We start from the raw sequence: 14,135 nt of genomic DNA, 5'->3' as shown, positions 1-14,135 counted from the left end.
AGAACACACCTATGAAACACTTATTATTCGCCCTGTTGTTACTAACGACCCTGTCTGTGGGCCGCGCACTGGCACAGAGTGACATGCAGAAGATTGAGTCGCAGAAGATCGCTTATATCACTAACCGACTTAACCTCACCACGGAGCAGGCGCCCCAGTTTTGGGCAATCTATAACGAGTATAACGGTAAAAAGAAGGAGCTAAACCGTAAGGTTCGTCAACTCACCGGCGAAAATTCCCGGCAGGGTATTGCAGCCAATGATGCGGCCGTGTTATCTAACCTGAAAGAGGTGAACAATGCCAAGCAAAAACTCGGGGATCTGGACGATGAGTATATGCCCAAGTTTTTGAAAGTGATCAGTCCGACACAGCTACAGGAATTATATAAAGCTGAGCGTAGCTTCACACGCCAGCTACTGGAAAAGCTAAACAGCAATCAGGACTAGCACTTGTACACGTTTACCGAAACGACCCCGATTTCTCTGCTGAAATCGGGGTCGTTTCGGTTAGTGCGCTACTGATGCAGGAAAATAGTACCTTGTCTGGGCGAATTCGGGCAAACCACGTCAGTCAGCAAGACGAATGTTGTACCAGGACAGTATCACCCCTTTTCAAAACAGACTAAACCGCTATGAAACGTATTGTTGAAAACAAGCATCCGCTGGCTATTCGCTGGTTTCACTGGGTCAACTTCCCGGTGCTGGCCCTGATGATCTGGAGTGGTCTGCTCATCTACTGGGCCTATCATCCGTATACGATTCAGCTGGGCGGTTTCACGCTACTTATATTTTTTCCGGAATGGTTTTTTAAAGGCCTGCACCTGAAACAACGGCTGGCCGAAGGCATGGCGTGGCACTTCGCGCTGATGTGGCTGTTCACGATCAATGGTCTTCTCTACGTTGGCTATACACTTGTTTCGGGTGAGTGGCGGTATCTGTTCCCTAAACGTGGTTCCTTCAAAGAGGCCTGGCAGGTAGTGCTACATGATCTGGGTATCCGGAAAGGGCCGTTACCCGTTGAGAAATACAACGCCGCCCAACGTATTGCCTACAGCAGCATTATCGTGATGGGTATTGGTTCGCTCCTGACCGGATTAGCCATTTATAAGCCTACCCAACTGGCATGGCTGACCACCTTACTGGGGGGCTACGAAATGGCCCGTCTGCTACATTTCGCCTTGACGATTGGGTACGTTCTGTTCTTTGTCGTTCACATTGCGCAGGTAGCAAAGGCGGGCTGGAACAATTTCCGGAGCATGGTCACGGGCTTTGATGTGGTAGACGAAAAAGTATAAACCGATGGAAACGAACGACCAAGAACCAAACATGCCCGAACGCGAGGCGTTGACCACCGATCAGCAAATTCGCCGCCGTACCCTGAAATCATTTGCCTGGTTCGGGCTGGCAGGTCTAGTGCCTGTGGGCTTCTGGAACTATGTGACCTCGCAGCCCAAAGAAGGCGGCATTCCAGCGCCGTTGCGGGCTATATTGACCAGCAACGAGCAGGTAGCCAACACGTATTTCTCGAACCAGCACCTGGCCCCTACGTTTCCACTGGACGAAGCCGCCAAAAACGTTCGGATCAACGGGCGCGAGGGGCTACGCAGTAAGCTGGACCCGGCCGCCTGGCAGTTGCACATTCAGCAGCCCGGCCGCGATCACCTGACGCTCAGCCTCGACGACGTTAAGGCCTTACCCAAATTTGAACTGGTCTTCGATTTCAAATGCGTGGAAGGCTGGAGTCAGGTGCAACATTGGGGCGGCGCCCGCCTCACCGATCTCATCACGCACTATAAACTAGGCACCCGCAACGGCCAACCGGCTACAGATGAAGCCGATTATTTCAAGTATCTCGGCATGGAGACACCCGACAAAGGCTATTACGTCGGTCTGGACATGGCCAGTGCCATGCACCCGCAGGCACTGCTGGCCTATGAAATGAACGGTGAACCGCTGGCCGATCTGCACGGTGCGCCACTCCGCCTCATTATTCCGGTGAAATACGGCGTAAAGAACCTCAAACGCATCGGCACCATGACCTTTGCCGACGACCGTCCCCGCGACTTCTGGGCCGAACGGGGCTATGATTATCATGTAGGGTTATAGGTACGTTGGTTGCTTTGAGGCACGGCTTCGCGCTGTAGGCCGGTTCGCCGGCGCAATCCCCGACAGGCTCAGGGCACGTAGCGCGAAGCAACCAATTAGTGAAACCGACGCATCAACTGCCAAAACGACGATTAATATGAAAATCAACCTGGTGATAGTAAGCGTACTCGCCACTTTCGCGCTGTCGGCAACGAACGTACCCACAACGAACCCTCCTGTGGCGGTCATTGAGCTGTTCACCTCGCAGGGTTGTTCGAGTTGCCCACCCGCCGACCGGCTTTTGCTGGAAACGGCCACGAAAGCAGCCACCACCCATCAGCCAGTGTATGCCTTGTCGTTCCATGTCGATTACTGGGATCGGCTTGGCTGGCGCGACCCGTTCAGCGAGGCAACATACACAGCCCGCCAACGGCAATACGCCCGGCAGCTTGGCCTGCAAACCGTATACACACCGCAAGCCGTATTGAATGGGAAACAGGCGTTCGTTGGTTCGAACCGGGCCAGGCTAACTAGTTTATTGGCCGATGCCCTCAACGTGCCCGCTCCCGTTAGGGTAAACGTCAAGGCCAGGTATACCGGGCAGTCTGTACTGGTCGATACAAAACTGTCAGGTACGTTGGCTGGCGCAGTCCTGAACGTAGCGCTGGTCAGTAATTCGGTCAGTACGGCTGTTCATCGGGGCGAAAACGCGGGCAAAACCTTAACCCAGCATAACGTAGTTCGGGCGTTCACCACTGTTCGTGCTACTGAGGCTAGCCAGGTACGTTTACCTGTTCCAGCCAATTTCGACCCGACGAATGGAGCCGTGATAACGTACCTGCAAAACGAAAAAACGCTGGCCGTACTGGGTGCGGAACGAACCCTACTAGGCCGGTAGGTACGTTCGTGTGCCCTTATGCCTATTCCCTCGGCAAACGTCAGCAACGAGTGTCTTATTGAAGTGTGAGTAGGTTCGTAAAGATATTTTCTTTTAAGATATGGCATCTTACTCACCTGCTGACTACGAACTTCTACGACGGCGGTGTGCCGCTCTTTAAGAGCAGAACTGGCCCCAAGTCAAAATTGCCCCAGCCTTAGGAATGACCGAAGGCTGGGTGAGCCAAACCCTCAAAAATTATCGCCAAGACGGCGCTGATACCCTGATCTGGAAAAAGGCCGCTGGACCAGCCTGTCGACTCGATGAGCAGCAACTGGCTCAGTTAGTCATCGAGTTAACCAAAGGAGCGGTAGCCCACGGCTTTGAGGGGGAGGTCTGGACTCGCCCACGCGTTAACGCTGTCATTACAAAGCTGTTTGGCGTTAGTTATGACCCCTCCCAAGTAGGCCGTTTACTCAAACGAATCGGCTGGAACGGTCCGCCGCCGCGGCCGTCAGTTACCGCAACAAAAGGCGCGTCAGCAGAACCCGGCCGCTGTCCAAGAGTGGCGGCAGGAGCACTTGCCTGCGCTTAAAAAAAGCCAAGGCTGAAGGCCGTGTTATTGTCTATATTGATGAGTCTGCCTGTTACTTATTGCCCTTACTGGCTCATACCTGGGCACCTAAAGGTCAAACCCCACTTGTAGTGGAGCAAGCGGGACGTACCCACTTCGGAGCTTGATAGCTGCCATTGCGCCCAACGGACGGCTCTACCTGGGTGGCCAGGATCGGCCCTTCACTAGCCAAGACATCGTCTGATTCCTGGATCGATTATGTAGTCGCTACCGTAGACGAAACTTGTTGGTGATTTGGCCGGGCCGCCGCTGCGGACGGGGCGGCCATTCATCGCAGTCAAGTTGTTAAAGAATGGCTTAGCCGGCGAGCAGGCCGAGTCCATTTAGAACGCTTACCAGCCTATAATCCAGAGCGGTCCGCCGCCGCGGTTAAATCCGGTCGAATTACTCTGGAGCCAGCTGAAGCGAAGCCTAAAAAACCAAGCCTTTATCAACTTAGAACAGCTGGCTAAAGCGGTGATCGTTCAGTTAGCTCAGTTGCGAATCAATCCTAAACTCATTACTGCTTTCTTTCGTAAAAAAGAGGTGGCATTCTTTACAGACTAATTCACGTGTCAATAACGTGAAAAACGGATGCGCTGACCACTGCTTAACGGTCCATTCGAACAACATGGCGTAGTTGATTAACGACCCCTACAACATGACCAATAGCCTGATCGATATCCGATTCAGTAGTGAACCGGCCAAGACTGAAGCGCACCGAACTATAGGCCAGTTCGTCTGATAAGCCCATTGCTGTTAGCACGTGCGATGGATCTGTTGACGCGGCCGTGCAGGCTGAGCCATTCGACACGGCAATTTCATTGAGGCTCATCAACAGTGCTTCACCGTCTACGTTAGCAAAGGCCAGATTGGCAGTATTGGGCAGCCGGTGACGCTGATTACCGTTCACCTGCGTGTCGGGAATATGGGCCAGAATACCTGCTTCCAACCTATTACGGAGGTCAGCGATACGTATGGCTTCGTCGGCCAGTAAGGCTCCGGCCAGTTCAGCGGCTTTGCCCAACGCCACAATGCCAGGTACGTTCAACGTACCCGAGCGGCGGGCCCGTTCATGGCGTCCACCGTCCTGTTGGGCAATGAGCGGCGTTTTTTGCCGAACGAACAACGCACCAATCCCCTTGGGCGCGTATACTTTATGACCCGAAAAGCTAAGCAGGTCAACGGGTAGCTGGGCGAGGTTGATGGGTAGTTTACCCACGGCCTGCGTTGCGTCTGTATGAACCAGTATGTTGTGTTGCTTCGCCAGCGCAGCAATCTCGGCAATGGGCTGAATAACGCCCGTTTCATTATTGGCCAGCATCACCGACACCAGCAACGTACCTGGCCGAATGGCTGCTTCGACCTGTTCGGGAGAAACAAGTCCCTCTGTGTCAGGCGTCAGGTACGTTACCTCTGCGCCTAGTTGTTCCAGATGCAGGCATGTATCCAGCCCGGCTTTGTGCTCGGTGGCCACGGTAATGAGGTGATGCCCCCGGTGGCTAGTTGCCTCAAATACGCCTTTCAGCGCCAGATTGATCGACTCGGTGGCCCCACTCGTGAACACTAATTCAGTAGGCAACGCACCAAGCAGGGCGGCTACCTGCCTGCGCGCCTGGGCCACAGCTTCTTCCGCTTTCAGGCCAAACACATGGGTTCGTGAAGCCGCGTTGCCAAAGTGTGTGGTCAGGTAGGGCAACAGCACGTCGAGCACCCGCTGATCAACGGGTGTTGTGGCGTTATAGTCCAGGTAGATCGGATACTTCATGTTGACTGGGTATGCGAATGATTACGAGTACGCGGATTTAAGGAATTAAACGGATGGGCGCAGATCTGGATCTGCGCGGATGATGGCTGACGCTAGCGTAGCAACAAAATCCGGTTAAATCTAAATCCACGCCCATCCGTTTAATTCCTTACATCCGCGTACTCGTAATCATCCGCATACCCAGTCAACATTTAATAGCGGGACACGTTGAGGCTCGATAGGCCGCCGTCGTAGCGGATCGTAATCTTCTTGGTCGATGCGTTATAGTTCGGGCTCAGGTACGTGCTTCCTCCCACTTTGTCGAAATCATCATCGATCTCGGTCGAGTTGAGGCCACCATCCGTCGTGATTTTAACACCTACCGACTTTGGTACCCGGATCTTCACCGACGCCATGCCCGACGAAATTTTCACGTCTGATTGGGCCGCTTTGTCGCCCAGACGGAGGTCGAGGCTCGCGGCGCCGGCTTCTACTTTCAGCGTTTTCACCGCGTAGCGGGTCAGGTCGAAATCGGCAGCGCCGGCACCGAAGTCCATCTGCATATCCCAAACCGGTCCCTCGTTCAGCTTGACGACCACCTCGCCAAAGTCAGAATCGCCATCATTGTCGAACAGGCTTATGTTTCCATCGCTCCCCTTGGCAGGCGACAGGCGCACGGTGGGCTGCCCTGCATTCCGGTCAATACTCATGCTGTAGAGGTTGATCGCTTTGGTGCGGGCATCGATCAGCTTCGGTGTCGTCTCATCCATCCTGAACTTAGCCGCGCCCCCTTCCAATACAAACCGGGCTTCGGCGGGTGCGGGGGTGGGCATATCTTCCATGAACGTGCCGGCTTTCAGGTGCCGGTCGTTTCGGTCATGGTCGTCGTCGTTATCATCCTCATCGTCATCATCAAAATCCATGTTCATCGATGGTGGATTGGGGGCATCGGGCGGGCTGGGGGGCAACGGCGGGTCGAAACGCATAGACAGATCGCGTCCTTCCCGATACCGATGGTGACGGCCCATGTAGCTGAACAGCCAGAATGGTAAGGCAACCGCCAGGATACCCGTAGCCACCACCGACATCAAAGGCGTGGTATTTCGGAGTATGAGTGCAATACCACCCAGAATGAGCAGAACGGGCCAGAGTGTACGCACGAAGTACCAGTCGGGCATTGGAAACAGGTTCCAGTTGCGGGCCAGAAACAACACGCCAAGCGTGATGCAGGTGAGGCCCCAGAAAAGATTGCGATGTGATTTCATGAGGGGAGGGAGCTTGGGGAAGCAGGCATCGGGCGTGGAGTGTCAACCACCCCAGCCCCGAGCCCACAGCCCTACGCCATTATACCTGATTGATTGGCCGGTTTGGATCGTACGGATCGTTCGACGGTGGAGTTGGCGGGGTAACTGGCGGCGTTGGGTCGCTATCCAGATAACTAGCCGACGAATGATTGATCGTACGATCACGATCACGCAGAATCAGCCAGGCACCGCCGCCGATCAGGAGCAGTGGCCACACATCGCTGAAATCGATGTCTGTGTAGCGTTCGAGCAGGGCGAAAACGCCGATGATAATCAGAACGGCACCACCAATGAGGTTGCCATTACGTTTTTGGTCGGGTGACGACATAGAAAAAGCAGGATTTGAGAAGACGGTTGATTGCGTTTGTGGTGTTAGCCCAAAACGGCGTTCGGGCAGCACAATCCACAAGATAATATACAGAATGAGCGCAGGTGCCGATGGCACAAAAATGCCTGCTACGAAAAGTACCCGGATCAGCGTCCGATCTATGTTGAAGTAATGGGCCAGTCCGGCCGCTACGCCCCCGATCTGTGCTTCGTCGAGGTATCGTTCCAAACGTTTTTCCATGTCAGTAGGTGTCTTCTGTTGAAGTACATGTCAAACGTACCGGGTCTGTGACAAACGGCAAATGGAGTTGGTAAGAACGGATACCGGTTTTGATGAAGGGCCTTTTTCAACGTTAGTTGGCAATACATAGTAGCGGGTAATGGATGGCTGGCTGCTACCTGATCTGCTTAAAATGGGTTTATCTGGTCATCCTGTGCCAGATCCTTTGTAAAAAGCAACCCGGGTACGTTATTTATGAGGTCGACTTATGGTGGTCGCCATTTACTTGACGTATGCGCTCATTCTTTCTCAGTTCCCTGCTGCTGTTGACAACGTACCTGGGATACGCCCAGACACCCGCCGCCGATGTGGTGGTCGACTTCATACGAACCAACCCAACCCGCGCTGCGATCTACCTCATTCGGAACGACACCGTGCTAATCAGCCAGCGACCCGATCAGAAAATGCCGCTGGCGAGCGCGGTGAAAACGATCATCGCCATTGAGTTTGCCCGGCAGGCTGCCGACGGTACCATCGATCCCAATGAACGTGTTCCGCTGGCAGATCTTGATCGCTACTACCTTCCCGGCACTGATGGCGGGGCGCATCCGGGCTGGAAACAATGGCTTACGCACCACAACCTGGTTCAGCATGAAACCGTGACTCTGCTCGACGTAGCCAAAGGCATGATTCAGTTCAGCTCAAACGCCAACACCGAGTATTTACTCGACAGGCTGGGCCCTGATGCGGTGAATGCAAACCTGAAGAAGCTGAACCTACCCAACCACGACCCCATTTACCCGATCGTGTCGGCGCTCTTTCTCTACTCCGTACCGCCAGCCAAGTCGGCGGAGACAGTCAATGAGACCCGGAAGCTATCGGCAAACGCTTACGCAGTCCGTTGTCAGACCATTCATAACCGCCTGAAGCAGGATAAGGATGGTGCATTCAAACAGACGTTCCTTTTCCCCGATATGGCGTTGCAAAAGGTATGGTCAGACCGGCTGCCGGCCTCAACGGTACGTGAATATGCCTCGGTGATGCAGAAGATCAGTTCACGCACCTACTTTACGCCCGCCCTACAGACCATCCTCGACTCGATCATGGAATGGCCCTTTGCGGTTAATCCCGACAACAGGAGCGTGTACAAACACCTGGGCATGAAAGGTGGCTCAACGGCCTTTGTGCTGACGAACGCGTTTTACGCTGAAACGATAAAGGGCAATCATATTTCGGCCGCTGTCTTTTTCAATAACCTCACTCCTTCGGAATTCGATAGGCTGAGTAAGGAGTTGAACACTACCACTATTCGCTGTATCGGCAAAGCACAGTCGGCCGCACTGGCAACCGCGCTGTTGAAGTAGTGGGTGGTGCCCGCTACGAAACGCCTTCTACCACCGCACGAATGGCCATTTCACTGCTCTGAAAGCGTTCGTATTCGCCGGGTACGCTGCCGGCCATAGGTACGTTCCCCCGGCGAAACTGCATCGGGCTTTCAGTCGTTACGCTCCCGCTCAGGTGCAGAGCCGTTACGCCTGTTCTGGCCAGTTGGGCTGCATTGTGCCCATTCACACCAGAACCGGCCATAATGGTTATGCGGCCCCTGGCCTGGCTGGCAAGTGCTTCCAATAGAGGCAGCGCATCAATAGCCCGGGGCTGTTGTCCCGATGTCAAGATGGTGGCTATCCCCAGGTCGACCAGCGTTTCGAGTGCTTCCTGTGCATCATTGGTCAGGTCGAAGGCACGGTGAAAGGTGACGGGTAATGGATGGGCGTACTTCACCAGACGGCGCGTCGTTTCGCGATCTACCTGCCCATCGGGTAGTAACGTACCCAGTACCACCCCATCGGCACCGGCCAGACGGGCCACGTCAATATCAGCCTCCATCACGGCCAGCTCCGACGCAGAATAAACAAAGTCACCGCCCCGTGGCCGGATCATCACGAATATAGGCAATAGTGTAGCCGCCCGCGCCTGCCGAATTAGCCCCAGACTGGGCGTCAAGCCCCCTTCGGCACGAGCCGTACAAAGTTCAATCCGGCTAGCACCGGCTTGTTGCGCTGCCAGGCAGTCGTCAACAGAATACGCACATACTTCGATTAGCATAGGTGGCAAGTTTCAGGTGGCAGGTGTCAGGTGTCAAGTGCTTTGGTAGTAGAAGACACCCTATTTTCGGTTTCTATGGATACAAATAACCAACCTAAATCAATGCGTCTGTCAAGTCTTTGCCTCGCTTCGCTTCTGATACTTTTCGTAGCCGCCACACCGCCCAAAAAACAACGTGTTACCTTGAAAAGGGAAACCGGCCGGGTAGCCGTATTTGTAGACGGACAGCTCTTTACGGCCTACATCTACCCTGGCCCGGACGTGCTGAAAAAACCGGTCTTGTACCCGATTCTTACCGCTACCGGAAACCCCATCACGCGGGGCTGGCCCATGGACCCACGTCCGGGTGAGCGCATCGACCATCCGCATCACGTGGGGTTATGGTTCAATTATGGTGATGTCAATGGCTACGACCTCTGGAATAATTCATCGGCGGTTGACCCCAAAGGCATGTACGGTACCATTGTCAATACCAACATCGCCCGCTTGAATGAAGCCGGTGACCACGCCGAATTAACTGTTGAAGCCGACTGGCAGGATCGGAATGGCAAGCCCATGCTGCACGAAACAACCCAATTCACCTTCTCGGCCGACGGTGCCACCCGCCGCATCGACCGGCAGACTACGCTTAAGGCCGTTGCTGGCGACGTCGTGTTTAAAGATAACAAAGAGGGTATGCTGGGATTACGCGTTGCTCGCCAACTGGAACATCCATCTACCAAGCCTGATCTTTTTACCGATGCTTCAGGAAAAACCACCGCTGTACCCAAACTCGACAACGAAGGCGTAACGGGTAAGTACCACAGCGCCGTAGGCATTGAGGGCGATGCCGTCTGGGGCACCCGCGCCCCCTGGGTTACGCTTACAGGTACGTTGCCCAACAATGAACCGGTGGCCGTCACGATCATTGATCACCCAACCAACCCCGGCTACCCAACGTACTGGCATGCGCGGGGCTACGGCCTGTTTGCGGCGAACCCATTAGCCCCCAGTGTGCTGTCGAGCGGCAAGGATGCTCCGATGAACTATACCCTGAAAGCCGGGCAGTCGGTCACGTTCCGGCACCGCGTTCTGATCACCCCATCGGCAGCATCAGACCAGACGCTGAACAAGGAAGCCGCAGCCTTTGCGAAGTAAGCCAGTGGTACGCGGATTTTGGAAAGTAAACGGATTGACACGGCTCTGGATTTTAACGGATTAACGTTTACGCGTTCGTAGCCAGTAGCCTGCGCAACTCCGCTTTAATTCCAAAACCCGCGTTAGTCCGTCTACTCCCAGAATCCGAGTACCATCATCATTCGCGCAAATCGGTCAAATCCATTTAATCCGCATACTACAGACATCCTGTACTATTTTTGTAGTGATGTCGCTGTTAATCGCCTCCAACTTACGTCGTGCCTACGGGCCATTACCGGTCTTGAATGAAGTGAGCCTGTCGGTTGCGGCGGGCGAAGTAGTCTCAATCGTCGGGGCTTCCGGCGCGGGGAAAAGCACACTCCTTCATATACTGGGCACCCTCGATCGGCCCGATTCCGGTTCTGTTACGCTGGCCGATCAGGATGTTTTCTCGCTGAACGATACGCAACTGGCCAAATTTCGTAATCAGAAAATAGGGTTCATCTTTCAGTTTCATAACCTGTTGCCCGAGTTTACAGCCATCGAAAACGTTTCGATTCCGGGATTCATTGCCAACCGCGACGAGCGGGCGGTGCGGCAGCGGGCCGAGCAGTTGCTGGCTAAGTTAGGGTTGAGCAATCGGCAAAGTCATTTTCCGTCCCAGTTGTCGGGTGGTGAGCAACAGCGAGTAGCTGTAGCGCGGGCGCTTATCAACCAACCGGCCGTTGTTTTTGCCGATGAGCCCAGCGGCAACCTCGACTCACGCAACGCCGAAGAACTTCATCAACTCTTCTTTGACCTTCGTGATGAGTTCGGTCAGACGTTTATCATCGTCACGCACAACGAGCCACTGGCTGCCCTGGCCGACCGGACAATTACTTTACGCGATGGACAGGTCGTTCTATAACACTCTACTTACTCAGTAGTATTTCCACGCCTCTTTTTAAGTATACATGCCTAAGACATACCGGTTACACTAAGTGTAATCTCCTATTTAATATGCTTGCTTTTAAAATTTTAATGTGCAAGTAGTAGCCTGATAATTAATTGTTTAACTGAATCGCAGAAAATTTTTATTGACGCCTGAACTGATTTATGAGATTTCTGCTTTATACTTGTATCGAAAAGAAAAGTTTTTCATAACGTTGAGTAAATCAGAAAGCCAAGGGGGAATCTCGCTTGGCTTTTTTGTTTGCCCCTGAGTTGAGCAATTTGGCTCCTTGCAATGCCTATTCGGGCAATTCCTGACATAATTCTATCAAGACCCCATTGGTTGTTTTCGGATGTAGAAAGCACACTAACTTGTTGTCAGCACCCCGTTTTGGTGTTTCGTTCAACAGCGTGAATCCTTCTGCTTTCAGGCGTGCCATTTCTGCCTCGATGTCAGCTACTTCAAACGCCAGATGATGAATGCCTTCCCCCCGTTTTTCCAGATACGTGGCAATCGGGCTGTCGGGGCGAGTAGGCACCAACAGCTCAATTTTTGCTTGCCCGCTCTCTCCGTTAAACCTAAAAAACGAGGTTAATACGCCTTCCGAAGCTACTTCTTCTGACTTGTAAGGCTGCGTATCGAATAGGCTGGTAAACAGGGCATTGGACGCCGCCAGGTCACGAACGGCAATCCCGATATGTTCTACATTGGTAAACATCTTCAGTAGTAAGTAAAGTAAGGTTTTGGTGAATCATGGTCTCGGCAAGGCTATTATGAACTTTTCATGAAGCACAGACCGTTTTTGGTAAAAGGAACGATGCATTGTCCTTGTTCCGCAGACATCTCTACAGCTATTACGCACAGACGCCATGGTAACGGTAACAGAACAAGCCAAAGATAAGATTGTTGAACTGCGCCGGAAAGACGGACTCACCGACGACTTTGCCATTCGGGTGGCGGTACAGGGTGGCGGGTGCTCGGGGCTGATGTATGATCTTCAGTTCGACACGGCTCAACAGCCTACCGATCATATTGTGGAAGACAAAGGGATCAAAATTTACGTAGACCGCAAGAGTTTACTGTATCTGGCTGGTACGGAGCTCGATTTCTCAGACGGCCTGAACGGTAAAGGATTCCAGTTTAAAAATCCCAACGCCTCGCGTACCTGCGGTTGCGGCGAAAGTTTCGCTGTGTAGACAGGACCGTTTACATTGATTTTCATACCATTTACGTGAAGTGACCGCCCGAACAGTTGTAATACGTTGGGCGGTCATTTATTTTTAGCGGGCTACTAACGACTTTATCGGCTTTGGATCCATACATGAAGTTATACATAGCTGTTGGCTCGGCCATGTTGCTGATGATGACCATGTTCATCATTCTCTTCGTGGCATTTTATCAAAACCGGCAGGTTCGTCACCAACTGGCGTTGAACGAGTTACGCGAAGCCTATCGTAAAGAGCTAATGGAAGCGACGTTTAACGGGCAGGAAGTGGAGCGCCGCCGCCTTGCCCGTGACCTTCACGATGAAATTGGTACGATGCTCTCCGTAACCAAGTTGAGCCTCAACCAGTTAGAGCGGAAACTAAACGATACACCAGAGAGTAGCCTTCAGGTCCAAAAAACACGTTCGTTGCTCGATGAGACGATGAGCAATGTGCGTCGAATCAGCCGGGATCTAGTCCCCACAACACTCGAACGCTTTGGCTTATTGGCAGCCATTGAGGAACTCACCGAAAAGGCCAGTGGGCCCGACGTTATGGTGTTACTTGAATCGCCTAACTCCCTGGAACACATCTCTCAGGCCCAGGAACTGATGTTCTACCGCATAGCCCAGGAACTGATAAACAACGCCATCAAGCACGCTGGTGCTACGCAGGTGGAAATACAATTTGTGTATCTCGATGACTCGGTGCGGATGTCGGTACTCGACAATGGCAAGGGTTTCGACTACGATGAGGCAGTGAAAGACCGCCGAAGCGGCTTAGGGCTACGAAATATTGAAAGTCGCCTGTCGGTAGTGGATGGGCATGTTACCTTTGATGTAGCGCCGGGAAGGGGCTCCCGGATTCACGTACAAACCCGCCTTCATACGGCTACTCCCGAAGAAGCCATTCCGGCAATGGCGTAAACCAATGGCAAAGATCAAATTAGCGCTTGTAGACGATCACAACCTGTTTCGGCGTGGTATTGCCTCCATTTTAGGGCAGGTAGCCGATTTTGAACTGGTGCTGGAAGCCAGCAATGGGCAGGAATTTATTGATAAGATTCCCCGGCGGGTTCCCGACGTGGTACTGCTCGATCTACAGATGCCCATACTTGATGGTACGGCCACGGCTGATTATCTCCGCGAAAACTACCCGCTGATCAAGATCATCGTGCTGACTATGCACGATGAAGACCGGATGGTGTTGCATCTGCTCGAAAAAGGGGTCAGCGGTTATCTGCTGAAAGATTCGGACCCCGATGAGGTCGAACGGGCTATCCGGAAAGTGATCGATGAAGGGGTCTACCTCAATGAATTCGTATCGCGAGCCATGCTTCGCAAGATGACCAACAAGACCACTGTGGTGAAACAGTCGACCTTGTATAACAGTAAGATACTGCTGTCTGAACGCGAGAAAGAAGTACTGAAACTGATCTGCGAAGGCATGTCGACGGCCGAAATCAGCGATAAGATTTTCCTGAGTCCCCGAACGGTGGAAGGGCATCGTCTGCGCATCCTGGAGAAAACGGGCACCAAGAACACCGCTGGGATGGTGGCCTACGCCTTTAAAAACGGGCTGGTATAACCAACTGATGGGGCCAGG

General features: G+C 53.1%; 16 protein-coding genes. 11 read left to right on the top strand and 5 right to left on the bottom strand.

Going from position 1 to position 14,135, the window contains the following annotated elements; genetic code table 11:
* The first annotated feature begins 11 nt into the window (after positions 1-11).
* From ACAW75_RS19865 to ACAW75_RS19845, 5 genes are all read left to right on the top strand, one after another.
* On the top strand, positions 12-446 hold the full coding sequence (locus tag ACAW75_RS19865; protein ID WP_370730492.1) for a Spy/CpxP family protein refolding chaperone: 435 nt from the start codon (positions 12-14) through the stop codon (positions 444-446).
* 185 nt (positions 447-631) lie between these two features.
* A complete protein-coding gene (locus ACAW75_RS19860) occupies positions 632-1,294 on the top strand; it encodes a cytochrome b/b6 domain-containing protein (protein ID WP_370730491.1) in 663 nt (220 codons plus the stop codon).
* A 4-nt stretch (positions 1,295-1,298) separates the two neighbouring features.
* On the top strand, positions 1,299-2,105 hold the full coding sequence (locus ACAW75_RS19855) for a molybdopterin-dependent oxidoreductase (protein ID WP_370730490.1): 807 nt from the start codon (positions 1,299-1,301) through the stop codon (positions 2,103-2,105).
* 136 nt (positions 2,106-2,241) lie between these two features.
* Positions 2,242-2,982, top strand: coding sequence for a DUF1223 domain-containing protein (locus ACAW75_RS19850; RefSeq protein WP_370730489.1), 741 nt, complete (start codon positions 2,242-2,244; stop codon positions 2,980-2,982).
* 202 nt (positions 2,983-3,184) lie between these two features.
* Complete coding sequence (locus ACAW75_RS19845) at positions 3,185-3,556, top strand: helix-turn-helix domain-containing protein (RefSeq protein ID WP_370730488.1); 372 nt, start codon at positions 3,185-3,187, stop codon at positions 3,554-3,556.
* A gap of 628 nt (positions 3,557-4,184) precedes the next feature.
* Here the strand turns inward: ACAW75_RS19845 and ACAW75_RS19840 are convergent.
* From ACAW75_RS19840 to ACAW75_RS19830, 3 genes are all read right to left on the bottom strand, one after another.
* Positions 4,185-5,342 (bottom strand): cysteine desulfurase family protein, encoded by a 1,158-nt coding sequence (locus ACAW75_RS19840; RefSeq protein ID WP_370730487.1) that lies wholly within the window; start codon positions 5,340-5,342, stop codon positions 4,185-4,187.
* A 191-nt stretch (positions 5,343-5,533) separates the two neighbouring features.
* Complete coding sequence (locus ACAW75_RS19835; RefSeq protein ID WP_370730486.1) at positions 5,534-6,586, bottom strand: toast rack family protein; 1,053 nt, start codon at positions 6,584-6,586, stop codon at positions 5,534-5,536.
* Between the two features lie 79 nt (positions 6,587-6,665).
* Positions 6,666-7,193: a PspC domain-containing protein gene (locus tag ACAW75_RS19830; RefSeq protein ID WP_370730485.1), complete on the bottom strand. Its 528-nt coding sequence runs from the start codon at positions 7,191-7,193 to the stop codon at positions 6,666-6,668.
* A gap of 272 nt (positions 7,194-7,465) precedes the next feature.
* Here ACAW75_RS19830 and ACAW75_RS19825 point away from each other — a divergent pair, with 272 nt between their 5' ends.
* On the top strand, positions 7,466-8,536 hold the full coding sequence (locus ACAW75_RS19825; protein WP_370730484.1) for a serine hydrolase: 1,071 nt from the start codon (positions 7,466-7,468) through the stop codon (positions 8,534-8,536).
* Positions 8,537-8,549: 13 nt separating this feature from the next.
* Here the strand turns inward: ACAW75_RS19825 and ACAW75_RS19820 are convergent, their stop codons facing one another.
* On the bottom strand, positions 8,550-9,278 hold the full coding sequence (locus ACAW75_RS19820; protein WP_370730483.1) for a copper homeostasis protein CutC: 729 nt from the start codon (positions 9,276-9,278) through the stop codon (positions 8,550-8,552).
* Between the two features lie 183 nt (positions 9,279-9,461).
* Between ACAW75_RS19820 and ACAW75_RS19815 the strand changes: the two genes are divergently transcribed.
* Together ACAW75_RS19815 and ACAW75_RS19810 are read left to right on the top strand one after the other, a co-directional pair.
* Positions 9,462-10,415 carry a DUF6807 domain-containing protein gene (locus ACAW75_RS19815; RefSeq protein ID WP_370730482.1) on the top strand — a complete coding sequence of 318 codons (954 nt, stop codon included), beginning with the start codon at positions 9,462-9,464 and terminating at the stop codon, positions 10,413-10,415.
* Positions 10,416-10,641: 226 nt separating this feature from the next.
* Positions 10,642-11,301 (top strand): ABC transporter ATP-binding protein, encoded by a 660-nt coding sequence (locus ACAW75_RS19810; RefSeq protein WP_370730481.1) that lies wholly within the window; start codon positions 10,642-10,644, stop codon positions 11,299-11,301.
* A gap of 322 nt (positions 11,302-11,623) precedes the next feature.
* Here the strand turns inward: ACAW75_RS19810 and mce are convergent, their stop codons facing one another.
* Positions 11,624-12,043, bottom strand: coding sequence for a methylmalonyl-CoA epimerase (gene mce, locus ACAW75_RS19805; protein ID WP_370730480.1), 420 nt, complete (start codon positions 12,041-12,043; stop codon positions 11,624-11,626).
* Between the two features lie 151 nt (positions 12,044-12,194).
* Here mce and ACAW75_RS19800 point away from each other — a divergent pair, with 151 nt between their 5' ends.
* From ACAW75_RS19800 to ACAW75_RS19790, 3 genes are all read left to right on the top strand, one after another.
* On the top strand, positions 12,195-12,521 hold the full coding sequence (locus ACAW75_RS19800; protein WP_370730479.1) for a HesB/IscA family protein: 327 nt from the start codon (positions 12,195-12,197) through the stop codon (positions 12,519-12,521).
* A 125-nt stretch (positions 12,522-12,646) separates the two neighbouring features.
* The gene (locus ACAW75_RS19795) at positions 12,647-13,456 is read left to right on the top strand and encodes a sensor histidine kinase (RefSeq protein ID WP_370730478.1); all 810 of its coding nucleotides are present in this window, start codon (positions 12,647-12,649) and stop codon (positions 13,454-13,456) included.
* Between the two features lie 4 nt (positions 13,457-13,460).
* Complete coding sequence (locus ACAW75_RS19790) at positions 13,461-14,117, top strand: response regulator transcription factor (RefSeq protein WP_370730477.1); 657 nt, start codon at positions 13,461-13,463, stop codon at positions 14,115-14,117.
* Positions 14,118-14,135: the final 18 nt, after the last annotated feature.

The sequence above is a fragment of the Fibrella arboris genome, assembly GCF_041321095.1.
Lineage (GTDB): Bacteria > Bacteroidota > Bacteroidia > Cytophagales > Spirosomataceae > Fibrella > Fibrella arboris.
This window is presented reverse-complemented; position numbering and strand designations above follow the sequence as displayed.